The sequence below is a fragment of the Massilia sp. CF038 genome (assembly GCF_900129765.1).
GTDB lineage: Bacteria > Pseudomonadota > Gammaproteobacteria > Burkholderiales > Burkholderiaceae_D > Telluria_A.
Genome location: NZ_FQWU01000004.1, coordinates 116,419 through 135,970 on the forward strand (window position 1 = coordinate 116,419; position 19,552 = coordinate 135,970).

Below are 19,552 nucleotides of genomic sequence, written 5' to 3' on the forward strand. Positions count from 1 at the left end.
AACATCGCCCTCGCGCAGGCGGGGGGCCATGGCACGGTGAACGACTCCGGTAAAGTGGTATGGGTCCCCGCCTTCGCGAGGACGATGTTGGTTCATTTTTTTGCGGAGCTCATCATGCGTGTGCCTGTCCTGACTGTTTTGATCCTGCTAAGCACCCAGGCCAGCGCCGGCACGCTGTATAAATGCGTCGGCGCCGACGGCAAGATCACCTTTTCCGACAGCGCCTGCCAGGCCAACACCCGCGCTGAACGGCGCCTTGAGGTACCGCCCCCCGCTGCCGACAGTACCCGCGCAGCGCGCCTGCAAGCCGAATCGGAACGCCTGGCCGAAGCCAACGCCGAGTTCAACAAACGCTACGCCGAGCGCAGCAAAGCCGACGCGGAAGACGCACGCCGCGACGCCGAGCGCTGGGCCGCGCGCCAGGAAGCTGAACGCGCCGCCGCCGCTGCCCGTCAGCGCGAACAGGAAGAACTCGACCGCCAGGCCGAGCTGATGGTGCGCGCCGCCCGGCTGGAACGCTGCCGCCGCAGCCGGTTCGGCTGCTGAGCTGCACACCGCGCGCAAACCGGGGTAAGCTACCCCTTGCCGGTTCACCCACTCAAGGAGATGCGCATGTCGTCGGGAAAAATTCTGGTCGCTCAGGGAGGCGGCCCCACCGCCGTGATCAACCAGTCGATGGTGGGCGTGGTGTTGGAGGCGCGCCGCTTTCGCAACGTCACCCGCATCTACGGCGCCCTGCATGGGGTGCGCGGGATCGTCAACGAAGACTTTGTCGACCTGACCCAGGAAACCAGCCATAACCTCGAGCTGGTGGGCGCCACGCCCTCGTCGGCGCTGGGCTCCACGCGCGACAAACCCGACATCGCGTATTGCCAGAAAATTTTTGCCGTGTTGCGCGCCCACGAGATCGAGCATTTTTTCTATATCGGCGGCAATGACTCGTCGGACACCGTGCGCATCGTGGCCGAGGAAGCAGCCAAGGCAGGCTACCCGCTGCGCTGCATCCATATTCCCAAGACCATCGACAACGACCTGGTCGGCAATGACCACACGCCCGGTTTCCCCTCGGCAGCGCGCTTTGTTGCCCAAGCCTTTGCCGGCGCCAACCTGGACAACGCTGCCCTGCCCGGCGTGTATGTGGGCGTAGTGATGGGGCGCCACGCCGGCTTCCTGACGGCGGCAGCGGCGCTCGGCAAAAAATTCCCGGACGACGGCCCGCACCTGATCTACCTGCCCGAGCGCGTGTTCGTGCTGGAGAACTTCCTGGCCGACGTCAAGCGCACCTACGAACAGTACGGGCGCTGCGTGATTGCCGTCTCGGAAGGCATTCACGATGCGTCCGGCGAAGCCATTGCCAGCCTGCTGGCGGCCGAGGTCGAGCGCGATGCCCACGGCAATGTGCAATTGTCCGGCACCGGCGCGCTGGCCGATCTGCTGTGCGACGAGATCAAGTCCAAGCTGGGCATCAAGCGCGTGCGCGGCGACACCTTTGGCTATCTGCAGCGCTCCTTTATTGGTTGCGTCTCCGATGTCGACCAGCGTGAAGCGCGCGAAGTGGGCGAGAAGGCGGTCCAGTTTGCCATGTGGGGCGATCGCAACGGCTCGGTGGCCATCAAGCGCACCGGCTTTTACTCGGTCGACTACGAACTGATGGCGCTGGAAGATGTGGCCGGTAAAACGCGGGTGATGGAAGACGCCTTCATCAGCGCCAGCGGCACCGACGTGACCGACGCTTTCCGCCTGTATTTGCGGCCGTTGCTGGGCTCGGGCATGCCGGATGCATACCGGCTGCGGCACGCACCGGTGGAAAAAATACTCAACAAATAGCGCCGTCAAAAATACTCAAGCGCTGCGCTGGATGGCCTGCTAACATTGTTTTTTTATCAACCAGTTCACAGCCTCTACCGGAGCGTCTTGATGTCTTTTGTTCGTCTGTCTGCACTCGCTCTATCCCTCGCCGCAAGCGCCGTGTGCGCCGCGCAAACCCTGCCGGCAGCGGCGGTGGCGGCCCGTCCACCTGTGGCGGCCTTCTTCGACAATACGCCCTTCAGCGCCCCGCTGCTCTCGCCCGACGGCAAGATGCTGGCGGTGGTGGTCGGCGTGCCCGGCAAGCGCGAGGGTCTGGCCGTGATCGACCTGGCCGACAACAAGATCTACCCGACGGCCAGCTTCGCCGATGTCGATATCGGCAAGGTCCAGTGGGTCAATGACAAGCGCCTGATCTTCGACACCACCAACAAGCAATTGGCCACCGGCGACCGCGAATACGGTCCCGGCCTGTATGCCGCCAACTTCGATGGCAGCGGTTTCCGCCAGCTGGCGGAGCGGCGCAACAACCATCGCGGCGCCAAGCCGGGCTCATCGAATAACAAGCTGCTGCCCTATAACACCTTGCTGATGAATCAGCCGGGCGCGCAGAATTCGGACAGCGTGTATGTGCAAAGTCCTGACTTCTCCAAGGGCAATAGCTTCGACAATTTGAACTTGCTGCTGCTCGACACCACCACTGGCCGCGCGCGCACAGTGGAACGTCCCCAGCACACCCAGGGCTGGCTGCTGGACGCCAAGGGCGAGCCGCGCATGCTCGGCACCGTCGAAGAAAACACAGCCACCCTGCACTACCGCGATCCGACAACCCAGGCCTGGCGCAGCGTGGTCAGCTTTAATCTGTACCCGGCGTCCAAGGGCGTGTTCAGCCCGCTCGCCTTTGGCGCGGACGGCACCTTGTATGTGAGTGCACGCGCGGGCCAGGACAAAAGCGCCGTACACACCTTCGATCTGGCCACCGGCAAGCTGAGCGAAAAGGCACTGATTACCCTGGCCGACTACGATTTCAGCGGCCGCCTGATTTTCAGCAACGGCAAACTGCTCGGGTTCCGCACCCGCACCGACGCTGAAGCGACCATGTGGCTCGACCCCGGCATGAAAGCACTGCAGGACAAGGTCGACGCGCTGCTGGGCAACACGGTGAACCTGATTTCGGTGCCGGCCCGTCCCCAGTCGCCATGGGTGCTGGTGGAATCGTATTCGGACGTCCAGCCCAAGACCATCCGCATGTACAACACGGCCAGCGGCGCCTTCAATCTGGTGGGCAGCACCCGTCCGGACATCAATCCGGCCCAGATGGGACAGCAGCAATTTGTCCGCTACAAGGCGCGTGACGGGCGCGATATCCCGGCCCTGCTGACGCTGCCTGCCGGCGCCAGCGCCAGTGCGGCCAAGCCACCGATGGTGGTGATGGTGCACGGCGGACCGTATGTGCGCGGCAGCGCCTGGGGCTGGTCGGCCAATGCCCAGTTCCTCGCATCGCGCGGCTACGCGGTGCTGGAACCGGAATACCGTGGCAGCGCCGGTTTTGGCGATAGCCACTTCCGCGCCGGCTTCAAGCAATGGGGCCTGGCCATGCAGGACGATGTGGCCGACGGCACCCAGTGGGCCATTGACAAGGGCTACGCCGATCCACAGCGCATCTGCATTGCCGGCGCCAGCTATGGCGGGTACGCCACCCTGATGGGACTGGTCAAGCATCCCGAGCTGTACAAATGCGGTATCGACTGGGTGGGCGTGACCGACATCAAACTGCTGTTTGACGGCCACTGGAGCTTTGAGGACGACCTGCCCGAACTGTGGCACAAGTACGGCATGCCGGAACTGATTGGCGACCCGGTCAAGGATGCGGCCCAGTTCACTGCAACGTCGCCGCTGGCACAGGCAGCGCGCATCAAGCAGCCGCTGCTGCTGGCCTACGGCAGCGCTGACCGGCGCGTGCCTTTGATGCACGGGAAAAAATTCTACGAAGCCGTCAAGCAGACCAACAATGATGTGGAGTGGGTGCTGTACGAGGGCGAAGGCCACGGCTGGGCCACGGTGGCGAACCGGATTGACTTCTGGAGCCGGGTGGAGAAGTTCCTGGATCGCCAGATTGGCACGCAAAAGTAAGCGCACTTACTACATCGCCCTCGCGCAGGCGGGGGCCCATACCGCGTTGAACGACTTCGGGGACATGGTATAGGCCGCGAGGCGTCGCACCGCCGCCTTCGCGAGGGCGATGTGGTGGTACAAAAAAGGGAGGAAGCGGCAGCGCCGTCTTCCTCCCTTTCTATTTAGCTGCTGCCGGCTTATTCGACAATGGTCTGGTGCTCATCACCCACGCGGGCGCGGATGGTACCGATGCGCGATACCGTTTCGCCAGCAGCAGCCAGCTGGGCAAAGGCCGCGTCCGCGTTCTCTTTCGAGACAATCACGATCATGCCAATGCCGCAGTTGAACACGCGGTGCATTTCAGCGTCCGCCACGCCGCCATGCTGCTGCAGCCACTGGAACAGCGGCGGCATGGTCCATGCCTTCGAATCGAGCACGGCAGTCAAGCCATCCTGCAGGACGCGCGGCACGTTTTCCACCAGGCCGCCGCCGGTGATGTGCACCATGCCCTTGACTTCCATGGCTTCCATCAGCGCCAGCAGCGGCTTGACGTAAATACGGGTTGGCTCCATCAGCACGTCGGCCAGCTTGCGGCCGTGGAAGTCGCCATTCAGGTCCGGCTTGGCCACTTCAATGATCTTGCGCACCAGCGAGTACCCGTTCGAGTGCACACCCGACGAGGCCAGGCCCAGCACCACATCGCCCGGCACAATCTTGGTGCCGTCGATGATCTTCGATTTTTCCACCGCACCAACCGCGAAACCGGCCAGGTCGTATTCACCAGCCGGGTACATGCTTGGCATTTCCGCCGTTTCGCCGCCGATCAGGGCGCAACCGGCTTGCTCGCAGCCCTGGGCAATGCCCTTGACGACGGCGGTGGCGGTTGGCACATCGAGCTTGCCGCAGGCGAAATAGTCGAGGAAGAACAGCGGTTCGGCGCCTTGCACCAGGATGTCGTTGACGCTCATGGCCACCAGGTCGATGCCGACCGTGTCATGGCGGTTCAGCTCGAAAGCGAGCTTGAGCTTGGTGCCGACGCCATCGGTACCGGACACCAGCACCGGCTCCTTGAACTTCTTGCTGATCTCGAACAGGGCGCCGAAACCGCCGATACCGCCCATGACACCCTCGCGCATGGTGCGCTTGGCAAACGGCTTGATCGCTTCGACCAGGGCATCGCCCGCATCGATATCGACACCCGCATCGCGGTAGGAAAGAGAAACATTAGAAGATTGGCTCATGGTGTATTTGGCAGCGGAGGCGGTAAAATAGAAGGCGGCAACCCGATTTTGGCCGCAAAACGGTCAAAACTGGACAATCCGCTATTTTATCAAACTGGACCGGCCACGGCCCATTTAACCGACAAATCCACGCCCTGATGCCATTTCTTTCAACCCCGGAGCAGAAACAAACCGCGTTTTGGCTGGTGCTCTGGCTGGCATTCGGTGTCCTGATTTACGCGCTCGGCCCCATCATGGCGCCGTTTATTGCCGCCGCCATCCTGGCCTATGCCCTGAATGGCGCGGTCGACTACCTTGACAATATCCGCCTGGGCAACCGCCTGACCATCCCGCGCACGGTCGCGGTGATCATCGTCATGACGGCCTTCATTGCCGCCCTGCTGGCGCTGGTGCTGATCGTGGTGCCGGTGCTGCAGAAGGAAATCCCCCTGCTGCAGGCGCAAATACCCCTGGCCCTGACCAAACTCAATCTGATGCTGGCGCCCCACCTGGCCGCTGCCGGCATCCACGTCCAGCTCGACCCGTCCGGCATTCGCGCCCTGCTGAGCGAACAACTGGCCACTAGCGGCGACGGCATCTGGACCATGGCGCTCGGTTACGCGCGCGCCGGCGGCGTGGCGGTGCTGAGCTGGATCGTCACTCTGACCCTGGTGCCGGTGGTGCTGTTCTATATGCTGCTCGACTGGCACCAGATCCTGCGCAGCATTGCGCTGGCGGTGCCGCGCCGCTGGGTGGTGCAAACGCGCGCCATGGCGCTCGAAGTGGACGCCCTGCTGGCCCAGTACCTGCGCGGCCAGCTGCTGGTGATGCTGGTGCTGGCCATTTTCTACTCCAGCGTGCTGGCCCTGTTCGGGCTGGAAGTGGCGCTGCCGGTCGGGATTTTATCGGGCCTGCTGGTGTTCATTCCTTACATCGGCTTCGGTCTGGGCCTGGCGCTGGCGCTGGTGGCCGCGGTGCTGCAGTTCCCCGGCTGGTACGGCCTGATCATGGTCGCCGGCGTGTATGGCGTGGGCCAGGTCCTGGAAGGCTTCATCCTCACGCCGCGCCTGGTGGGCGAGCGCATCGGCCTCAATGCCCTGACCGTGATCTTCGCCTTGCTGGCCTTTGGCCAGCTGTTCGGCTTTGTCGGCGTGCTGCTGGCGCTGCCCGCGTCCGCCGTGCTGATGGTCGCGTTCCGCCATCTGCGCCGCCACTACCTGCGCAGCAGCTTCTATAATGCGTAGATGATGAAACAGCTGGTACTCGATTTAGGCGCGGAACAGGCGCACAGCCTCGACAATTTTGCGGTGGGCGGACAAAACGCCGAACTGGCGCACCTGATGCACCAGTTCGCCGAACGCAGCTCGCGTGAGCATTTTGCCTACCTGTGGGGCGAAAGCGCGGCCGGCAAGACCCACCTGCTGCACGGTCTGGCCGCCACCCCGGGCGCGCGCTACATCGGCCCGGATGCATCGGACGCCGAATTTACCTACGCGCCCGAGGTGTCGCTGTATTTGCTGGACGACTGCGACCGCCTGTCGGCCGCGCGCCAGATCGACGCCTTTGCCCTGTTCAACCAGATCCGCGAGCACGGCGCCTACATGGTCAGCACCGGCCCGGTACCGCCAGCGGTGCTGCCGGTGCGCGAAGACCTGCGCACGCGCATGGGCTGGGGCCTGATCTACCAGATCCACGGACTGTCGGACGAAGAAAAGATCGCCGCCCTGACCAACGCCGCCGAAGCGCGCGGTTTGACCCTGTCGGCCTCCGTGTTACCCTATCTGCTATCCCATTTCAAGCGCGACATGCGCTCCCTGTCGACGATGCTGGACGCCCTCGATCAGTATTCCCTCGAAACCCAGCGCCCGGTCACGCTACCGCTGCTGCGCGACCTGCTATTGACCGCCCCGCCGGCGGAGTCCAAAGAATGAAGAATCTGGCCCTGTTCGACCTCGACCACACCCTACTGCCGATCGACTCGGACTACGAATGGGGCCAGTTCCTGGTCCGCATCGGCGCCGTCGACCCGGTTGAATTCAAGCGCAGCAACGATGCGTTTTTTGCCCAGTACCAGGCGGGCACGCTGGACCCGGTCGAGTATCTCGAATTCGCGCTCGGCACCCTGGCGCGCTTTCCGCGTCCCCAGCTCGACGCCATGCACGCGCAATTCATGCGCGAAGTGATCGAACCAGCCCTGCTGCCGCAGGCGCGCAAGCTGCTGCAAGACCATCTCGATGCCGGCGACCTGGTGTGCATCATCACCGCCACCAACCGCTTCGTGACCGCGCCGATTGCAAAGGCGCTGGGGGTCGAACACCTGATCGCCGCCGTGCCCGAGGAAGATGAACACGGCAACCTGACCGGCAAGCTGCTGGGCAGCCCCACCTCGGGTCCCGGCAAAGTCACCCACACGCATGCATGGCTCGAACAGATTGGCACCCCGCTGGACGGATTCGGGCGCAGCCACTTCTACAGCGATTCACACAACGATATTCCCCTCCTGTCCGTCGTCACCCACCCCGTAGCGACCAACCCGAACGCAGCGCTATCGGCGCATGCAACGAGCCTTGGCTGGCCTTTACTCCAACTATTCAATGATTAAAAAATTTATCCGCAAAATTCTTGGCGTTAAAGACAAAAAGGCAGCGCGCGACATGACCGAGCCGGTCGTGCTGACGGCGGCGGAACACGGGATCGACCCCAAGCTGCTGTCGTCGAACGCGATCCGGGTCACCTCCTCGCTGCAGGAAGCCGGCTTCAAAGCCTTCGTGGTGGGCGGCGCCGTACGTGACCTGCTGCTGGGAGTGAAACCGAAAGACTTCGACATCGCCACCAACGCCACGCCCGAGCAGGTCAAGCGCCTGTTCCGGCGCGCCTTCATCATCGGCAAGCGCTTCCAGATCGTGCACGTCATGTTTGGCCAGGACCTGCTGGAAGTGACCACCTTCCGTGGCGCGGGCGAAACCAACGCCCCCAAAGACGAACATGGCCGCGTCCTGCGCGACAATAACTTCGGACCACAGCACGAAGACGCCATGCGGCGCGACTTCACCATCAACGCCATGTACTACGACCCGGCCACGCAAGAAGTGCTGGACTACCATGGGGGCATCGCCGACATCCGCGACAAGACCCTGCGCATCATCGGCCAGCCCGAAGCGCGCTACCGCGAAGACCCGGTGCGCATGCTGCGCGTGGTGCGCTTTGCGGCCAAGCTGCAGTTCACCATCGAGCCGGCCACGCGCGAACCGATCGCGGTCATGGCGCCCCTGATCAACAACGTACCGGCCGCGCGCGTGTTCGACGAAATGCTCAAGCTGCTCATGAGCGGGCACGCCCTGGCCTGCCTGCAGCAGCTGCGCAAAGAAGGCCTGCATCACGGCCTGCTGCCGCTGCTGGACGTGGTGCTGGAGCAGCCGATCGGCATGAAGTTCGTGACCCTGGCGCTCGAATCCACCGACAACCGCATCAAGGCTGGCAAGGGCGTCTCGCCCGGCTTCCTGTTTGCCTCGCTGCTGTGGCACCAGGTGGTGGAAAAATGGACCGCCTACCGCGCCGCGGGCGAGTCGCCGATTCCAGCGCTGCACCTGGCCGCCGACGACGTGCTGGAATCGCAGACCGAAAAGCTGGCCCTGCAGCGCAAGATCGGTTCGGACATGCGCGATATCTGGTCGATGCAGCCGCGCTTCGAGCGGCGCAACGGCAAGGCCCCGTACAAGCTGCTGGAACACGTGCGCTTCCGCGCTGGCTACGACTTCCTGCTGCTGCGTTGCGAGTCGGGCGAAATCGACATGGACATCGGCGAATGGTGGACCGCGTTCTACGAAGGCGACGAGATCGAACGCGAACGCCTGCTGACCAGCGCCGCGCAAGGCCCGTCGGGCGGTGCCAAGCGCAAGCGCGCGCCGCGGCGCGGACCACGCAACCGGGGCGGCAGCGATAACGCCGGCGGGGGCGACGGTGGCGGAAGCGGCGGCGCCGGCGAACAATGATCGCCTACATCGGCATCGGCGCCAATCTGGGTGATGCCAGTGCCAACGTGGATGACGCGCTGGCGCGGCTGGCGGCACTGAACGGCTGCACCCTGCTGGCCAGCTCCGCCAAATACTGCACCGCGCCGATCGACTCCTCCGGTGATGACTACATCAACGCCGTCGCCAGCATCGACACGACCCTGAGCGCCCCGGCCCTGCTGGACGCGCTGCACGGCATCGAACTGGCGCACGGGCGCGAGCGGCCTTACCGCAACGCCCCGCGCACGCTGGACCTGGACATCCTGTTGTACGGCGACGAACAGATCGACCAGCCGCACTTGCATATTCCCCACCCACGCATGCTGGAGCGCGCCTTTGTGCTGGTGCCGCTGCTGGAAATCGCGCCGGACGTGACCGTGCCAGCGCGCGGCGCCGCAAAAAACTACCTGGCCGCTGTATCGGGCCAGGCCATCAGCAAAGGGAACTGAGATGCAAATTCCTGTCATCGTCCAGACCACGGGTCTGCTGGTCATGTCCAACGTGTTCATGACGATTGCCTGGTACGGGCACCTGAAAAACATGTCGAACCGGGCCTGGTGGTATGCGGCCATCGTCAGCTGGGGCATTGCCCTGTTCGAGTATCTGTTGCAGGTACCTGGCAACCGCATCGGCCACACCCAATACAGCCTGGCGCAGCTCAAGATATTGCAAGAAGCGATCACCCTGACCGTCTTCGTCCCCTTCGCCATGTTCTACATGAACGAACCGTTCAAGCTTGACTACGTCTGGGCCGGCCTGTGCCTGGTCGGCGCCGTCTACTTCATCTTCCGCAGCTAACCCCAAAAAACGTTGCACAATCGGGGTCAGACCTCAATTAAAAAACATTTTTTAATTGAGGTCTGACCCCGATTAAAAAACATTTTATATTGAGGTCTGACCCCGATTGGGATGGCAATAGTGGCGGGGCTCTAGGCGGGGGGAGGCAGGTTTCGGCGCTTGGCATTACACTAGCGCCGTCGGTACTTATTTTGATATCAAAGGATTATTATGAGCGGTTATTTGCAGGGTAAAGAATTGGCCGGCGGCGATGCCCCGGCACCAGTGAAGCCGCCTGTCACCAAGGCGGTGACGATTCCTTCGCTAAATGCCATGCGTGCGTCCGGGAACAAGATTTCGATGCTCACGTGCTATGACGCCAGCTTCGCCAGTTTGATGGACCGTTGTGGCGTGGAAGTGTTGCTCATCGGTGACTCGTTGGGGATGGTGTGCAATGGTCATACGTCCACTCTGCCTGTCACCGTGGCGGAGGTGGCCTATCACACGGCGGCAGTGGCGCGGGGTAACAAGAGCGCGATGGTGCTGGCCGATATGCCCTTCGGCAGTTATGCCACTCCGGAGTCGGCTTTCCACAATGCGGTGCAGCTGATGCAGGCCGGGGCGCATATGGTCAAGCTCGAAGGCGGCGCCTGGCTGGCCGACACGGTGCGTTTTTTGACCGATCGCGCCGTCCCTGTGTGTGCGCATCTGGGCCTGACCCCGCAGTCCGTGCATCAGCTGGGCGGCTACAAGGTGCAGGGCAAAACCATCGAGAGCGCCGACATGCTCAAGGCTGATGCCAAGCTGCTGCAGTCGGCCGGCGCGGCGATGCTGGTGCTGGAGGCGATTCCGACCGCGCTGGGCAAGGAGGTCACCGATCTGCTGGCCATTCCGACCATCGGCATTGGCGCCGGCCCGGATTGTTCCGGCCAAGTGCTGGTCATGCACGATCTGCTGGGGGTGTTCCCGGGCCGTAAAGCCAAATTCGTGAAGAACTTCATGGATGGCCAGACCAGCATCGATGCTGCGGTCAGCGCGTACGTGGCGGCCGTCAAGGATGGCAGCTTCCCGGCCGCGGAACACTGCTTCTGATGGCATGAACGCGCGCCTGTTCCTCGCGTTGTGGCCCGATCCGGCCGTGCGTGAACAACTGGCGCAGGCGCGCGATCGCTGGACCTGGCCTAGCGCAGCTTCACCAGTGCGCACCGAGCGCTTGCATCTGACGCTGCATTTCATTGGCGATGTGGCGCAGGAACGTGTCGCTACTGTCGCCGATGAACTGGCGCTCACCTCCCCCCGCTTCGACGTTCACCTGGGCCACCATCACCTTTGGCCGCATGGTATCGCGGTGCTCGAGCCGCTGCATGTACCGCCTGCCCTTTGTGCGCTCCAGGACAAGCTGGGCTCGCAATTGCGCGCGCTTGCTCTTCCCGTCGACGCACGCAGTTACAGGCCGCATGTCACGCTGGCGCGCCGTGCCGGGAATGCGCATCCGGCGCAGGGTGACGCCGCCATCGTGTGGTCCGTGGACCGCTACGCACTGGTGCAATCGCAGTCGGGCCACTATCAGGTCGTGCGCGAATACGCTTTCTGATCGGCCAGCCGGTGCAGCGTCCAAGGCACTGCGCATCCGACCAGCGCAGCGCCGGCTGCCACTACGCTCATGTTGATCAGGCGTCCATCCTCGCCTTCGGCCAGCAGATAGCTGGCGGTGATCGCGGCAGCGGCGATCGACAAGTCCTGCACCATGCTTTGCAGCGCCATGAAGCCGGCGCGCTCGTGCGCGCTTGGCACATGGCTCAGGGCCGCGCCCACGCTGATGTTGCGCCCCGCATTACCGGCCATGAAGAGCACGAAGGTGGCTATCGCGAACGCACCCAGGTCGGCAAAAAAAGGTAGCAAACCGAGGCCCATGGCGGCGCTGGCCAGCGCCAGCGCCATTTTTGGTCCGCGCCGGTCCACCAGGCGCCCCAGCACTTGCACGGCCAGCAGCGCGGTGACACCGCCAGTCAGATACAGCAATCCCAGACGCTCGCGCGGAAAGCCAAGGTTGAGCAGGAAGTAGGCGGAAAAATGGGGAATCAGCAGGAAGGCCGAGAACTGGCTCAGTGCCTGCACCAGGCAGGCCTGGCGTACCAGCGGCTGGCGCAGCAGGCCACCCAGCGTGGCGCCGCGCCCAATGCCGCGCTGCCCTGAAGGCAGCAGCCGGGCGGCGCAGATCCACAACAACACTGCGATCAGCGCCAGTGCCTGGAATGGCGTTTGCCAGCCGCCGATGCGTGACAATTCCAGCGCAAGCGGTACGCCAGCCAGGGCTGCGGCTGAGAAGCCAAGCATCACTTTGGCGATGGCGCGGCCTCTTCCTGCCGGTGGCGTGATGTCAATGACCATGGCCATGCCGGTGGCCATCAGCGGTGCGCCGGCAAAGCCGGTCAGTGCACGCGCCAGCAGCAGACCAGCCGCACTGTCGGCCAGTGTGGTGGCGAAGGTGGCCAGGGCCAGCGCGGCCAGCGACAGCAGCAGTACGCGCTTGCGCTCGAAGCGGTCCAGCAGGCGCAAGGCGATCAGACCGGAGAGCAGTGACGCCAGCGTGTAGCTGGCCGTCAGCATGCCCAGCTGGTCCGCCGGAAAGCCCAGCGCATGCGCCAGGTCGGGACCCAATGGCAGCAGCATGATGAAGTCGAGGATGTAGACAAACTGCAGCCCTGCGACCAGCGCGATGATCCGCTTCATTGCAGTGCGCCGTGGGCCAGGCGCAGCATGGCCTGGGTGGTGGGCCAGTCGACACAGGGGTCGGTGACCGAACAGCCGTAGCGCAGCTGGCTGCGGCTGGCCGCCATCGGCTGGTTGCCCGCTTCGATGAAGCTTTCGATCATGACGCCGACAATGCTGTCATTGCCGTTCAGTTTTTGGGCGATCACGTCTTCCAGCACCAGCGACTGGCGCCGGTGGTCCTTGCTTGAATTGCCGTGCGCGCAGTCGACCAGGATGGTGGGGCGCATGTCTGCCTCGCGCATGGCGCGCTCTGCCCGTGCGACGCTGGCGGCGTCGTAATTCGGTCCGCTGCTGCCACCGCGCAGAACAAGGTGCGCGTGCGGATTGCCGTCGGTGTGAACCACGGCCGCCCTGCCCTGGGCGTCAATGCCAAGGTAGGCGTGGCTGCGTCCGGCCGCGCGAATGGCGTTGATGGCGGTGTCCACGCTGCCGTCGGTGCCGTTCTTGAAACCCACCGGCACCGGCAGACCGGATGCCATTTCACGGTGGGTCTGCGATTCGGTCGTGCGCGCGCCAATCGCTGCCCAGCCAATCAAGTCGTTCAGGTAATGCGGCGAGACGGGATCGAGCGCCTCGACTGCGGCGGGCAATCCCAGCGCGCTCACTTCAAGCAGCAGGCGGCGCGCCATGTGCATGCCTTCGGCGACTCTGAACGAGTCATCCAGGTGCGGGTCGTTGATCAATCCCTTCCAGCCGGTGCTGGTGCGCGGTTTTTCGAAGTACACGCGCATCACGACCAGCATTGAGTCGGCCACTTCACGCGCCAGTCCGGCCAGACGCTCGGCATAGTCCAGCGCGGCGACCGGATCGTGGATGGAACACGGGCCGACCACCACCAGCAGGCGCTGGTCGCGCCGTTCAAGGATGTCGCGAATCGCGCGCCGTCCCGCCGCCACCGCCAGCGAGGCGGTTGCGGGCAGTGGCAGCATGGCGCGCAGTTCGGCCGGACTGGGCATCGCGATGCTGCGCGGCTCTTCAAAGCCGGCCAGAAGGTCTCGTTTCATACGTCGCTTTCTGCGGAGAGTTAAAAGCGGGAGGCCAGGCTCACGCGGATATTGCGGCCGGTCTCCGGCAAGGCGGCGACACTGCCCCAGCGCGGGTGGAAGCCAAAGCTGCTCTGGTCGTAGTAGAACTTGTCGCCCAGGTTGGAGACGGTCAGCGTGAGCGACAGCTTGTCGCTGCCCAGCGGCTGCCATTGGGCGTAGATGTCATGCACGGTGTAGCCAGGCTTGGATGCGGCGCCCGCAGGGACATACTCCAGACGCTCGGTGGCGCGCGCAGTCCATCCCATCTTCATATTTTGTTGCGGGATGCTCTGGTCGAACTGGGCTACCCAGGTGCGGCCCGATGCATTACCGAGCAAGAAGGCTTCATCGCTGGACAACGGCTGGTCGTTCAGGCGCGGTTTGGCGTGCGACATACCGATACTGGCAGACCACAGCTGGCCATGGTAGCCCGCGCTGGCGCTGTAGCCTTTGGTACGCACCTGGCCCAGGTTTTGGCGCGCGTCGTCGTAGCCGATGTAATTGTCGATCTGCTGATTGAAGATGGTGGCGTTGGCTTGCCAGCCGCCGTTCTGCCATTGCACGCCCAGATCGGTATTGCGCGCTTTTTCCGCCTGCAGGGCAGGATCGTTGGTCTGGAAGGCTTTCAGGAACGGCTCCATCACGCCCACGCCACGCAGCGCGCGCGCGTGGCCAAGGCGTACCGTGATCTGCGCGCTCGGCATGAACGACAGGCTGGCACTGGGCGACGCGGCCGAGGCGTCGAACTGGCGGCCTTCCATGTCGGTGTAGTCGTAGCGGTCGTAGCGGCCGCCCAGGCCCAGCATCCACTGCTCACCCAGGGCCAGGTCGTCCTGCACGAATACGCCGGTCACGCTCGCCTTTTCGTCCGCCAGGGCGACGCCGGCGACGCTGGCAAAGCCAATGTCGCGACGGTAGTCCACGCCGTAACTGAGTTTGTGCTCACCGAGGCGCGAGACGTTGACCAGGTTGATGCCGCGCGTTTTGGTGCCGTCCTTTTCGCGCTGCGCACTGTCAGGCGCCAGCTGCACCGCGTTCTCGTTGGCGTAGGCGGTCAGGTGCAGTGCGACCAGTTTGCCGCCGGGGGCGAAGTCGTAATTGGCGGTGGCCGAGCTGCGCTCCATGCGCTGGCGCTGGGCTGGATTGATGGCGTTGACGATCAGGTTGGTGCGCTTGTTACGCAGGCCTTCGTCGCGGTTTTCCTCGTAGGCCAGGGCCAGCCGGTGCGCGGCGTGATTCAGATCGAGCTTGACGAAGCGTGACTCGGCGTCGGCTGCCGTGTTGGCGACTTTGCCGCCGTTGCCAGCTTCGTAGTCATCGCTGTCGAAGCGGGTGTCGCTCACCATCAGGCCCACGTTCTCGTTCAGACGGCCAAACACCGTCACGCCCAGCTTTTTGCCTTCGCTCGCGCTGAAGTAACTGCCTTTGACGATGGCGCCAATGCGCTCGTCCGGGCGCAGCAAATCGGTCGCGCTCCTGGTCGTAAAGCGCAGCGCGCCGGCCAGCGCGCCGGGGCCGGCGGTGGCCGCGCCAGTGCCGGCTTCCACTTCCACGCGCTTGAGCAGCTCGGGCTCGACCATCACCTGGCCCGCGTGGTGGTAGGCCGATTCGGGCTGCGCGGCGCCGTCAATGGTCACAGCCAGCATGCGCTCACCGATGCCGCGTACGTAAAGCTTCTGGGCGACGGGCAGGCCGCCGCCGCCAACGCTCACTTCCGGCGTTTGCTTGAACAGGTCTTGCAGGCTGACGGCTTGTTCCACCTCGATCCGGTTGGCGCCCACCACGGTGTTGGTGTCGTTGCCGCGCTGGGCGGTGACCTGGATCGTGCCCAGCGTTTGTTCGGTGACGGGCGTTTGGGCTTGAGCGCTGGCGCAGCACGCCAGGGAGACGATGGCGACAAGGGGATGGAGGCGGGGACGGCGTTGCATCTGGTCGGACATGGCTACTTTCTTTTGGTTCGTTATTGACGAAGTTGAAATGCTGTTGTAAATATATCGTAGCATTAATCTAAATGAGAATCAATCTCATTATTATTCGCGTTTGCTATTGCAAACGATTCTCATTGTGTTTACGATTTAGCACTCTTGACCAGATGCTCACCTTCCGAGAGGTTCCTCATGAACGACCGATTGCACCACCTGCTGCCCGCGACCCCGGCCGCAGACGATCCGCTGCGGCATTACCAGCCCGGCGCCACTTTGTTTGCATCCCCCCGTCGCGTCCTGATCGGGCGCGGCGTCAAGGCGATCGCCGCCCCGTCCACGCCGGCAAACCGTGCTGCTGACGCCATGCGCCTGTTACGCGAGGAAGGTGAGCACGGCGACGTCCTCATGGGTGCGCTTCCATTTGCGCAGCACGCGCCCCAGCGTCTCTTCATTCCGGCGCAAGTGAGTACTTACAAATCCCGCCCTGCCGATGGCGCCGCCGGGGCCCCGGTCCACCGCCGTCCGCACGCGGTACGCATGCTGCCCAGCCCCGAAAGCTATCGCGCCAACGTGGAAAAGGCGCTGGCCTGCATTCGCGCGACGGGCCTGGACAAGGTGGTCTTGTCGCGCAGTTTGTCGATCGACGTGCGCATCGATCTGGCCGCGCTGTTGCAGCGCCTGGCCGCGCGCAACCCGATCGGCTATACGTTTGCCATAGATCTGGCCGACCGCCCCGCGCCGCGCCGCACGCTGATCGGCGCCAGCCCGGAACTGCTGCTGTCGCGGCGCGGCACTCAGGTCGTGTCGCACCCATTGGCCGGCTCCATCCCGCGCAGCAGCGATCCGGCCGAAGACCGGCGCCGCGCCGACGGCCTGCTGCGCTCCGCCAAAGATCTGCACGAGCATGCGCTGGTGGTCAACGCCGTGGCCGAAGGTCTGCGCCCGTTCTGCCAGCAGATCTGGGTGCCGCCGCAGCCGTCGCTGTTGTCGACGCCGACCATGTGGCACCTGGGGACGCAAGTGCGCGGCGAGCTGGCCGATCCTGCCCTTTCCTCGCTCGAGCTGGCGCTGGCGCTGCATCCTACGCCAGCCGTGTGCGGCTACCCGACTCCGGACGCCTATGACTTCATCGGCGAAGTCGAAGGGTTTGAACGCGGCTACTTTGCCGGCCTGGTGGGCTGGTGCGACGCCAGCGGCGACGGCGAATGGGCAGTCACGCTGCGCTGCGCGGAAGTGGGCGATGAAGATGCAACCTTGTATGCGGGTGCCGGCATCGTGGACGGCTCAGTGCCCGCTGATGAATTGCTCGAAACCTCGGGCAAGCTTCGCACCATGCTCAGCGCAATGGGACTGGAATCGATCCTGGAGACGGCCCAATGACGCGGGCATTCCTGGACGGGTGCACCCCGTGGCCGGCCGAAGCCGCCGCCTATTACCGTGCGATGGGCTACTGGCGCGGTCAATCGCTGGGCGCCATGCTGCGCGAACGGGCCGCATCGAATCCCGAGAGCGTCGCCCTGGTGTGCGGCGAACGGCGCCTGAGCTACGCGCAGCTGGACCAGCTTTGCGACCAGTTTGCAGCTGGCCTGGCCCGCATCGGCATCACCGCGCAGGACCGCGTGGTTGTGCAACTGCCGAATGTGGCGGAATTTTTCATTGCCTGCTTTGCCCTGTTCCGCCTGGGTGCGGTGCCGGTGCTGGCCTTGCCCGCCCACCGCCGCTCTGAAATCGCCTATTTTTGCCAGCTGGCCGAGGCCAAGGCATATGTCATCGCCGCCACCGACGGCGGTTTCGACTACCGCGAACTGGCGCGCGAGGTAATGCGCGAATCGCCCTCGCTGCAGCACGTGATTGTGTGCGGCGATGCGCAGGAACTGACCGCGTTCGACGCCCTTTACGACGCGCCGCGCAGCTTCCCCTGCCCCGATGCCGGCGCTGTGGCATTCCTTCAGCTCTCGGGCGGCAGCACAGGTTTGCCAAAACTCATTCCGCGCACCCATGACGACTACCTGTACAGCGTACGTGCCAGCGCCGCCATCTGCGGACTGGATCGGCATAGCGTGTACTTGTGCGCGCTGCCGGTCGCGCACAACTTCCCGCTCAGTTCACCCGGCACCCTGGGCGTGCTGTATGCGGGCGGACGCATCGTACTGGCACGGCAGGCGAACCCGGACCATGCGTTTGCGCTGATCGAGGCGGAACAGGTGACCATCACGGCGCTCGTGCCACCGCTGGCGATGGCCTGGCTTGACGCCGCGCCGCGCCGCACGCACGACCTGGGTAGCCTGCAAATGCTGCAAGTGGGCGGTGCACGCCTGTCGCGCGAGAGCGCACTGCGCGTCGGCCCCGTGCTTGGCTGCGCCCTGCAGCAGGTATTCGGCATGGCTGAAGGCCTGGTCAACTACACACGCCCCGATGACGACTTCGAGCTGGTGGTCGGCACCCAGGGCCGCCCCATTTCGCCCGATGACGAAGTGCGCGTGGTTGACGAAGACGATCAGCCACTGGCCCCCAGCGCACTGGGCCACTTGCAGACGCGCGGCCCGTACACGATCCGCGGTTACTACCGCGCGGAACTGCACAATTCGCGCGCGTTCACGGCCGACGGTTTCTACCGCACCGGCGACCTGGTAAGGCAACTCGCCTCGGGGCACCTGGTGGTCGAGGGCCGCGCCAAGGACCAGATCAATCGCGGCGGTGACAAGGTCGCCGCCGAAGAAGTAGAGAACCACCTGCTGGCCCACAGCGCCGTGCACGACGTTGCGCTGGTGGCGATGCCCGACGCTTACCTGGGCGAACGCAGCTGCGCTTTTGTCATCGCACGTGGCGCCCCGCCGCGCAAAGGCGAACTGACGGCATTCCTGCGCGCGCGCGGACTGGCGCAATTCAAGATCCCGGACCGGATCGAATTCGTCGGCCATTTCCCGAAAACCGGCGTCGGCAAGGTCGACAAACGCCAGCTGCGCGAACGCATCGCCCAGCGTCTGATCAACGACTCCAACCACATCACATCATGAGTATTCCAAGAATTGCTACCTACCCCATGCCGGCCGCCACGGCCATGCCATCGAACCGCGTTGACTGGAAGATCGAACCCGCCCGCGCGGTGCTGCTGATTCATGACATGCAGGACTACTTCCTGGACTTTTACGACAGCGCGGCCGCGCCGATTCCTGCCTTGCTGGCACAAGTGAACGCGCTGCGCGATGCCTGCGATGCGGCCGGGGTGCCGGTGGTGTACACCGCCCAGCCAGCCGAGCAAGGTAAAAAGGAACGTGGCCTGCTGACCGACTGGTGGGGTCCGGGCGTCACTGCGCAGCCGCACCGCGCCAGCGTTGCCGCTGCGCTTGCGCCGCGCGCGCACGATACGGTACTGGTCAAGTGGCGCTACAGCGCCTTTGTCCGCAGCGATCTGCTGGCGCGCATGCAGGCGCAGGGCCGCGATCAGTTGATCGTCTGTGGTGTGTACGCCCACATCGGCTGCCTGATGACGGCTGCCGACGCATTCATGCATGACATTCAGCCCTTCCTGGTGGGCGATGCGCTGGCCGACTTCTCGGCTGAACAGCATGCCATGGCGCTTGACTATGTATCGCAGCGCTGCGGTGTGGTCAGCAGCGCGGAACAGGTGATGGACGCCTTGCACCAGCGCGGCACTTTGCCAGCATCGCCGGCGGCCCTGCGTACAGAAATCGCGGCCTTGCTGGACGTGCCGGCCAGTGAGCTTGAGGACGACGAAAATCTGATGTTCAGCGGCCTCGATTCGATCCGCCTCATGAGCCTTCTGGAGCGGTGGCGCCGCGCAGGCGCCGTTATCACGTTCGTGGAACTGGCCGAGCAGCCAATCCTGGCACATTGGTGGCAGCTGCTTGACGCACACACGAGGACGCATTGAC

18 protein-coding genes are annotated in these 19,552 nt (G+C 64.1%); 14 read left to right on the forward strand and 4 right to left on the reverse strand.

The window, feature by feature from the left end:
* The first annotated feature begins 114 nt into the window (after window positions 1-114).
* The 3 genes from BUC24_RS21905 to BUC24_RS21915 all read left to right on the forward strand — a co-directional run bounded on the left by BUC24_RS21905 (window position 115) and on the right by BUC24_RS21915 (window position 3,939).
* Window positions 115-546, forward strand: a complete 432-nt coding sequence (locus BUC24_RS21905) for a DUF4124 domain-containing protein (RefSeq protein WP_178372599.1) — start codon at window positions 115-117, stop codon at window positions 544-546.
* Window positions 547-612: 66 nt separating this feature from the next.
* Entirely contained in the window at window positions 613-1,827 is a 1,215-nt protein-coding gene (locus BUC24_RS21910) for a 6-phosphofructokinase (protein WP_073221980.1), read from the forward strand.
* Between the two features lie 90 nt (window positions 1,828-1,917).
* A complete protein-coding gene (locus tag BUC24_RS21915; RefSeq protein WP_073221983.1) occupies window positions 1,918-3,939 on the forward strand; it encodes an alpha/beta hydrolase family protein in 2,022 nt (673 codons plus the stop codon).
* A 179-nt stretch (window positions 3,940-4,118) separates the two neighbouring features.
* Here BUC24_RS21915 and purM read toward each other — a convergent pair whose 3' ends face one another.
* Window positions 4,119-5,162: a phosphoribosylformylglycinamidine cyclo-ligase gene (gene purM, locus BUC24_RS21920; protein WP_073221986.1), complete on the reverse strand. Its 1,044-nt coding sequence runs from the start codon at window positions 5,160-5,162 to the stop codon at window positions 4,119-4,121.
* A gap of 137 nt (window positions 5,163-5,299) precedes the next feature.
* Here purM and BUC24_RS21925 point away from each other — a divergent pair, with 137 nt between their 5' ends.
* The 8 genes from BUC24_RS21925 (at window position 5,300) to thpR (ending at window position 11,525) form a co-directional block, all read left to right on the forward strand.
* Window positions 5,300-6,385 carry an AI-2E family transporter gene (locus BUC24_RS21925; RefSeq protein WP_073221989.1) on the forward strand — a complete coding sequence of 362 codons (1,086 nt, stop codon included), beginning with the start codon at window positions 5,300-5,302 and terminating at the stop codon, window positions 6,383-6,385.
* A 3-nt stretch (window positions 6,386-6,388) separates the two neighbouring features.
* On the forward strand, window positions 6,389-7,072 hold the full coding sequence (gene hda / locus BUC24_RS21930) for a DnaA regulatory inactivator Hda (RefSeq protein WP_073222482.1): 684 nt from the start codon (window positions 6,389-6,391) through the stop codon (window positions 7,070-7,072).
* Window positions 7,069-7,743 carry a histidinol-phosphatase gene (locus BUC24_RS21935; RefSeq protein ID WP_073221992.1) on the forward strand — a complete coding sequence of 225 codons (675 nt, stop codon included), beginning with the start codon at window positions 7,069-7,071 and terminating at the stop codon, window positions 7,741-7,743. The genes hda and BUC24_RS21935 overlap by 4 nt, the downstream gene beginning before the upstream one ends.
* Window positions 7,736-9,133 (forward strand): polynucleotide adenylyltransferase PcnB, encoded by a 1,398-nt coding sequence (gene pcnB / locus BUC24_RS21940; protein WP_073221995.1) that lies wholly within the window; start codon window positions 7,736-7,738, stop codon window positions 9,131-9,133. The genes BUC24_RS21935 and pcnB overlap by 8 nt, the downstream gene beginning before the upstream one ends.
* Entirely contained in the window at window positions 9,130-9,603 is a 474-nt protein-coding gene (gene folK / locus BUC24_RS21945; protein ID WP_073221998.1) for a 2-amino-4-hydroxy-6-hydroxymethyldihydropteridine diphosphokinase, read from the forward strand. The genes pcnB and folK overlap by 4 nt, the downstream gene beginning before the upstream one ends.
* Window position 9,604: 1 nt before the next feature.
* Window positions 9,605-9,952 carry a DMT family protein gene (locus tag BUC24_RS21950; protein ID WP_073222000.1) on the forward strand — a complete coding sequence of 116 codons (348 nt, stop codon included), beginning with the start codon at window positions 9,605-9,607 and terminating at the stop codon, window positions 9,950-9,952.
* Between the two features lie 210 nt (window positions 9,953-10,162).
* Window positions 10,163-11,023, forward strand: a complete 861-nt coding sequence (gene panB / locus BUC24_RS21955; protein ID WP_073222003.1) for a 3-methyl-2-oxobutanoate hydroxymethyltransferase — start codon at window positions 10,163-10,165, stop codon at window positions 11,021-11,023.
* A 4-nt stretch (window positions 11,024-11,027) separates the two neighbouring features.
* The gene (gene thpR, locus BUC24_RS21960; RefSeq protein WP_073222005.1) at window positions 11,028-11,525 is read left to right on the forward strand and encodes an RNA 2',3'-cyclic phosphodiesterase; all 498 of its coding nucleotides are present in this window, start codon (window positions 11,028-11,030) and stop codon (window positions 11,523-11,525) included.
* On the opposite strand, the gene BUC24_RS21965 is transcribed toward thpR, so the two are convergent.
* The 3 genes from BUC24_RS21965 to BUC24_RS21975 are packed head-to-tail and all read right to left on the reverse strand — an operon-like array spanning window position 11,498 to window position 15,671.
* A complete protein-coding gene (locus BUC24_RS21965; protein ID WP_073222008.1) occupies window positions 11,498-12,664 on the reverse strand; it encodes an MFS transporter in 1,167 nt (388 codons plus the stop codon). The genes thpR and BUC24_RS21965 overlap by 28 nt on opposite strands.
* Window positions 12,661-13,710 (reverse strand): 3-deoxy-7-phosphoheptulonate synthase, encoded by a 1,050-nt coding sequence (locus tag BUC24_RS21970; protein WP_073222011.1) that lies wholly within the window; start codon window positions 13,708-13,710, stop codon window positions 12,661-12,663. Before BUC24_RS21970 ends, BUC24_RS21965 begins: the two co-directional genes overlap by 4 nt.
* A gap of 20 nt (window positions 13,711-13,730) precedes the next feature.
* A complete protein-coding gene (locus tag BUC24_RS21975; RefSeq protein ID WP_073222014.1) occupies window positions 13,731-15,671 on the reverse strand; it encodes a TonB-dependent receptor domain-containing protein in 1,941 nt (646 codons plus the stop codon).
* A gap of 177 nt (window positions 15,672-15,848) precedes the next feature.
* Here BUC24_RS21975 and BUC24_RS21980 point away from each other — a divergent pair, with 177 nt between their 5' ends.
* Genes BUC24_RS21980 through BUC24_RS21990 form a run of 3 tightly spaced genes read left to right on the forward strand, consistent with a single transcriptional unit; the run spans window position 15,849 to window position 19,551 of the window.
* Window positions 15,849-17,036 (forward strand): isochorismate synthase, encoded by a 1,188-nt coding sequence (locus tag BUC24_RS21980; RefSeq protein WP_073222016.1) that lies wholly within the window; start codon window positions 15,849-15,851, stop codon window positions 17,034-17,036.
* Window positions 17,033-18,673 carry a (2,3-dihydroxybenzoyl)adenylate synthase gene (locus tag BUC24_RS21985; RefSeq protein WP_073222019.1) on the forward strand — a complete coding sequence of 547 codons (1,641 nt, stop codon included), beginning with the start codon at window positions 17,033-17,035 and terminating at the stop codon, window positions 18,671-18,673. The genes BUC24_RS21980 and BUC24_RS21985 overlap by 4 nt, the downstream gene beginning before the upstream one ends.
* Window positions 18,670-19,551 carry an isochorismatase family protein gene (locus tag BUC24_RS21990; RefSeq protein WP_178372600.1) on the forward strand — a complete coding sequence of 294 codons (882 nt, stop codon included), beginning with the start codon at window positions 18,670-18,672 and terminating at the stop codon, window positions 19,549-19,551. The genes BUC24_RS21985 and BUC24_RS21990 overlap by 4 nt, the downstream gene beginning before the upstream one ends.
* Window position 19,552 lies beyond the last annotated feature (1 nt).

Excerpts from the sequence above, each read along its gene's own strand:
- BUC24_RS21905 (WP_178372599.1), top strand. The coding sequence starts at position 115 with ATGCGTGTGCCTGTCCTGACTGTTTTGATCCTGCTAAGCACCCAGGCC.
- BUC24_RS21910 (WP_073221980.1), top strand. The coding sequence starts at position 613 with ATGTCGTCGGGAAAAATTCTGGTCGCTCAGGGAGGCGGCCCCACCGCC.
- BUC24_RS21915 (WP_073221983.1), top strand. The coding sequence starts at position 1,918 with ATGTCTTTTGTTCGTCTGTCTGCACTCGCTCTATCCCTCGCCGCAAGC.
- purM (WP_073221986.1), bottom strand. The coding sequence starts at position 5,162 with ATGAGCCAATCTTCTAATGTTTCTCTTTCCTACCGCGATGCGGGTGTC.
- BUC24_RS21925 (WP_073221989.1), top strand. The coding sequence starts at position 5,300 with ATGCCATTTCTTTCAACCCCGGAGCAGAAACAAACCGCGTTTTGGCTG.
- hda (WP_073222482.1), top strand. The coding sequence starts at position 6,389 with ATGAAACAGCTGGTACTCGATTTAGGCGCGGAACAGGCGCACAGCCTC.
- BUC24_RS21935 (WP_073221992.1), top strand. The coding sequence starts at position 7,069 with ATGAAGAATCTGGCCCTGTTCGACCTCGACCACACCCTACTGCCGATC.
- pcnB (WP_073221995.1), top strand. The coding sequence starts at position 7,736 with ATGATTAAAAAATTTATCCGCAAAATTCTTGGCGTTAAAGACAAAAAG.
- folK (WP_073221998.1), top strand. The coding sequence starts at position 9,130 with ATGATCGCCTACATCGGCATCGGCGCCAATCTGGGTGATGCCAGTGCC.
- BUC24_RS21950 (WP_073222000.1), top strand. The coding sequence starts at position 9,605 with ATGCAAATTCCTGTCATCGTCCAGACCACGGGTCTGCTGGTCATGTCC.
- panB (WP_073222003.1), top strand. The coding sequence starts at position 10,163 with ATGAGCGGTTATTTGCAGGGTAAAGAATTGGCCGGCGGCGATGCCCCG.
- thpR (WP_073222005.1), top strand. The coding sequence starts at position 11,028 with ATGAACGCGCGCCTGTTCCTCGCGTTGTGGCCCGATCCGGCCGTGCGT.
- BUC24_RS21965 (WP_073222008.1), bottom strand. The coding sequence starts at position 12,664 with ATGAAGCGGATCATCGCGCTGGTCGCAGGGCTGCAGTTTGTCTACATC.
- BUC24_RS21970 (WP_073222011.1), bottom strand. The coding sequence starts at position 13,710 with ATGAAACGAGACCTTCTGGCCGGCTTTGAAGAGCCGCGCAGCATCGCG.
- BUC24_RS21975 (WP_073222014.1), bottom strand. The coding sequence starts at position 15,671 with ATGTCCGACCAGATGCAACGCCGTCCCCGCCTCCATCCCCTTGTCGCC.
- BUC24_RS21980 (WP_073222016.1), top strand. The coding sequence starts at position 15,849 with ATGAACGACCGATTGCACCACCTGCTGCCCGCGACCCCGGCCGCAGAC.
- BUC24_RS21985 (WP_073222019.1), top strand. The coding sequence starts at position 17,033 with ATGACGCGGGCATTCCTGGACGGGTGCACCCCGTGGCCGGCCGAAGCC.
- BUC24_RS21990 (WP_178372600.1), top strand. The coding sequence starts at position 18,670 with ATGAGTATTCCAAGAATTGCTACCTACCCCATGCCGGCCGCCACGGCC.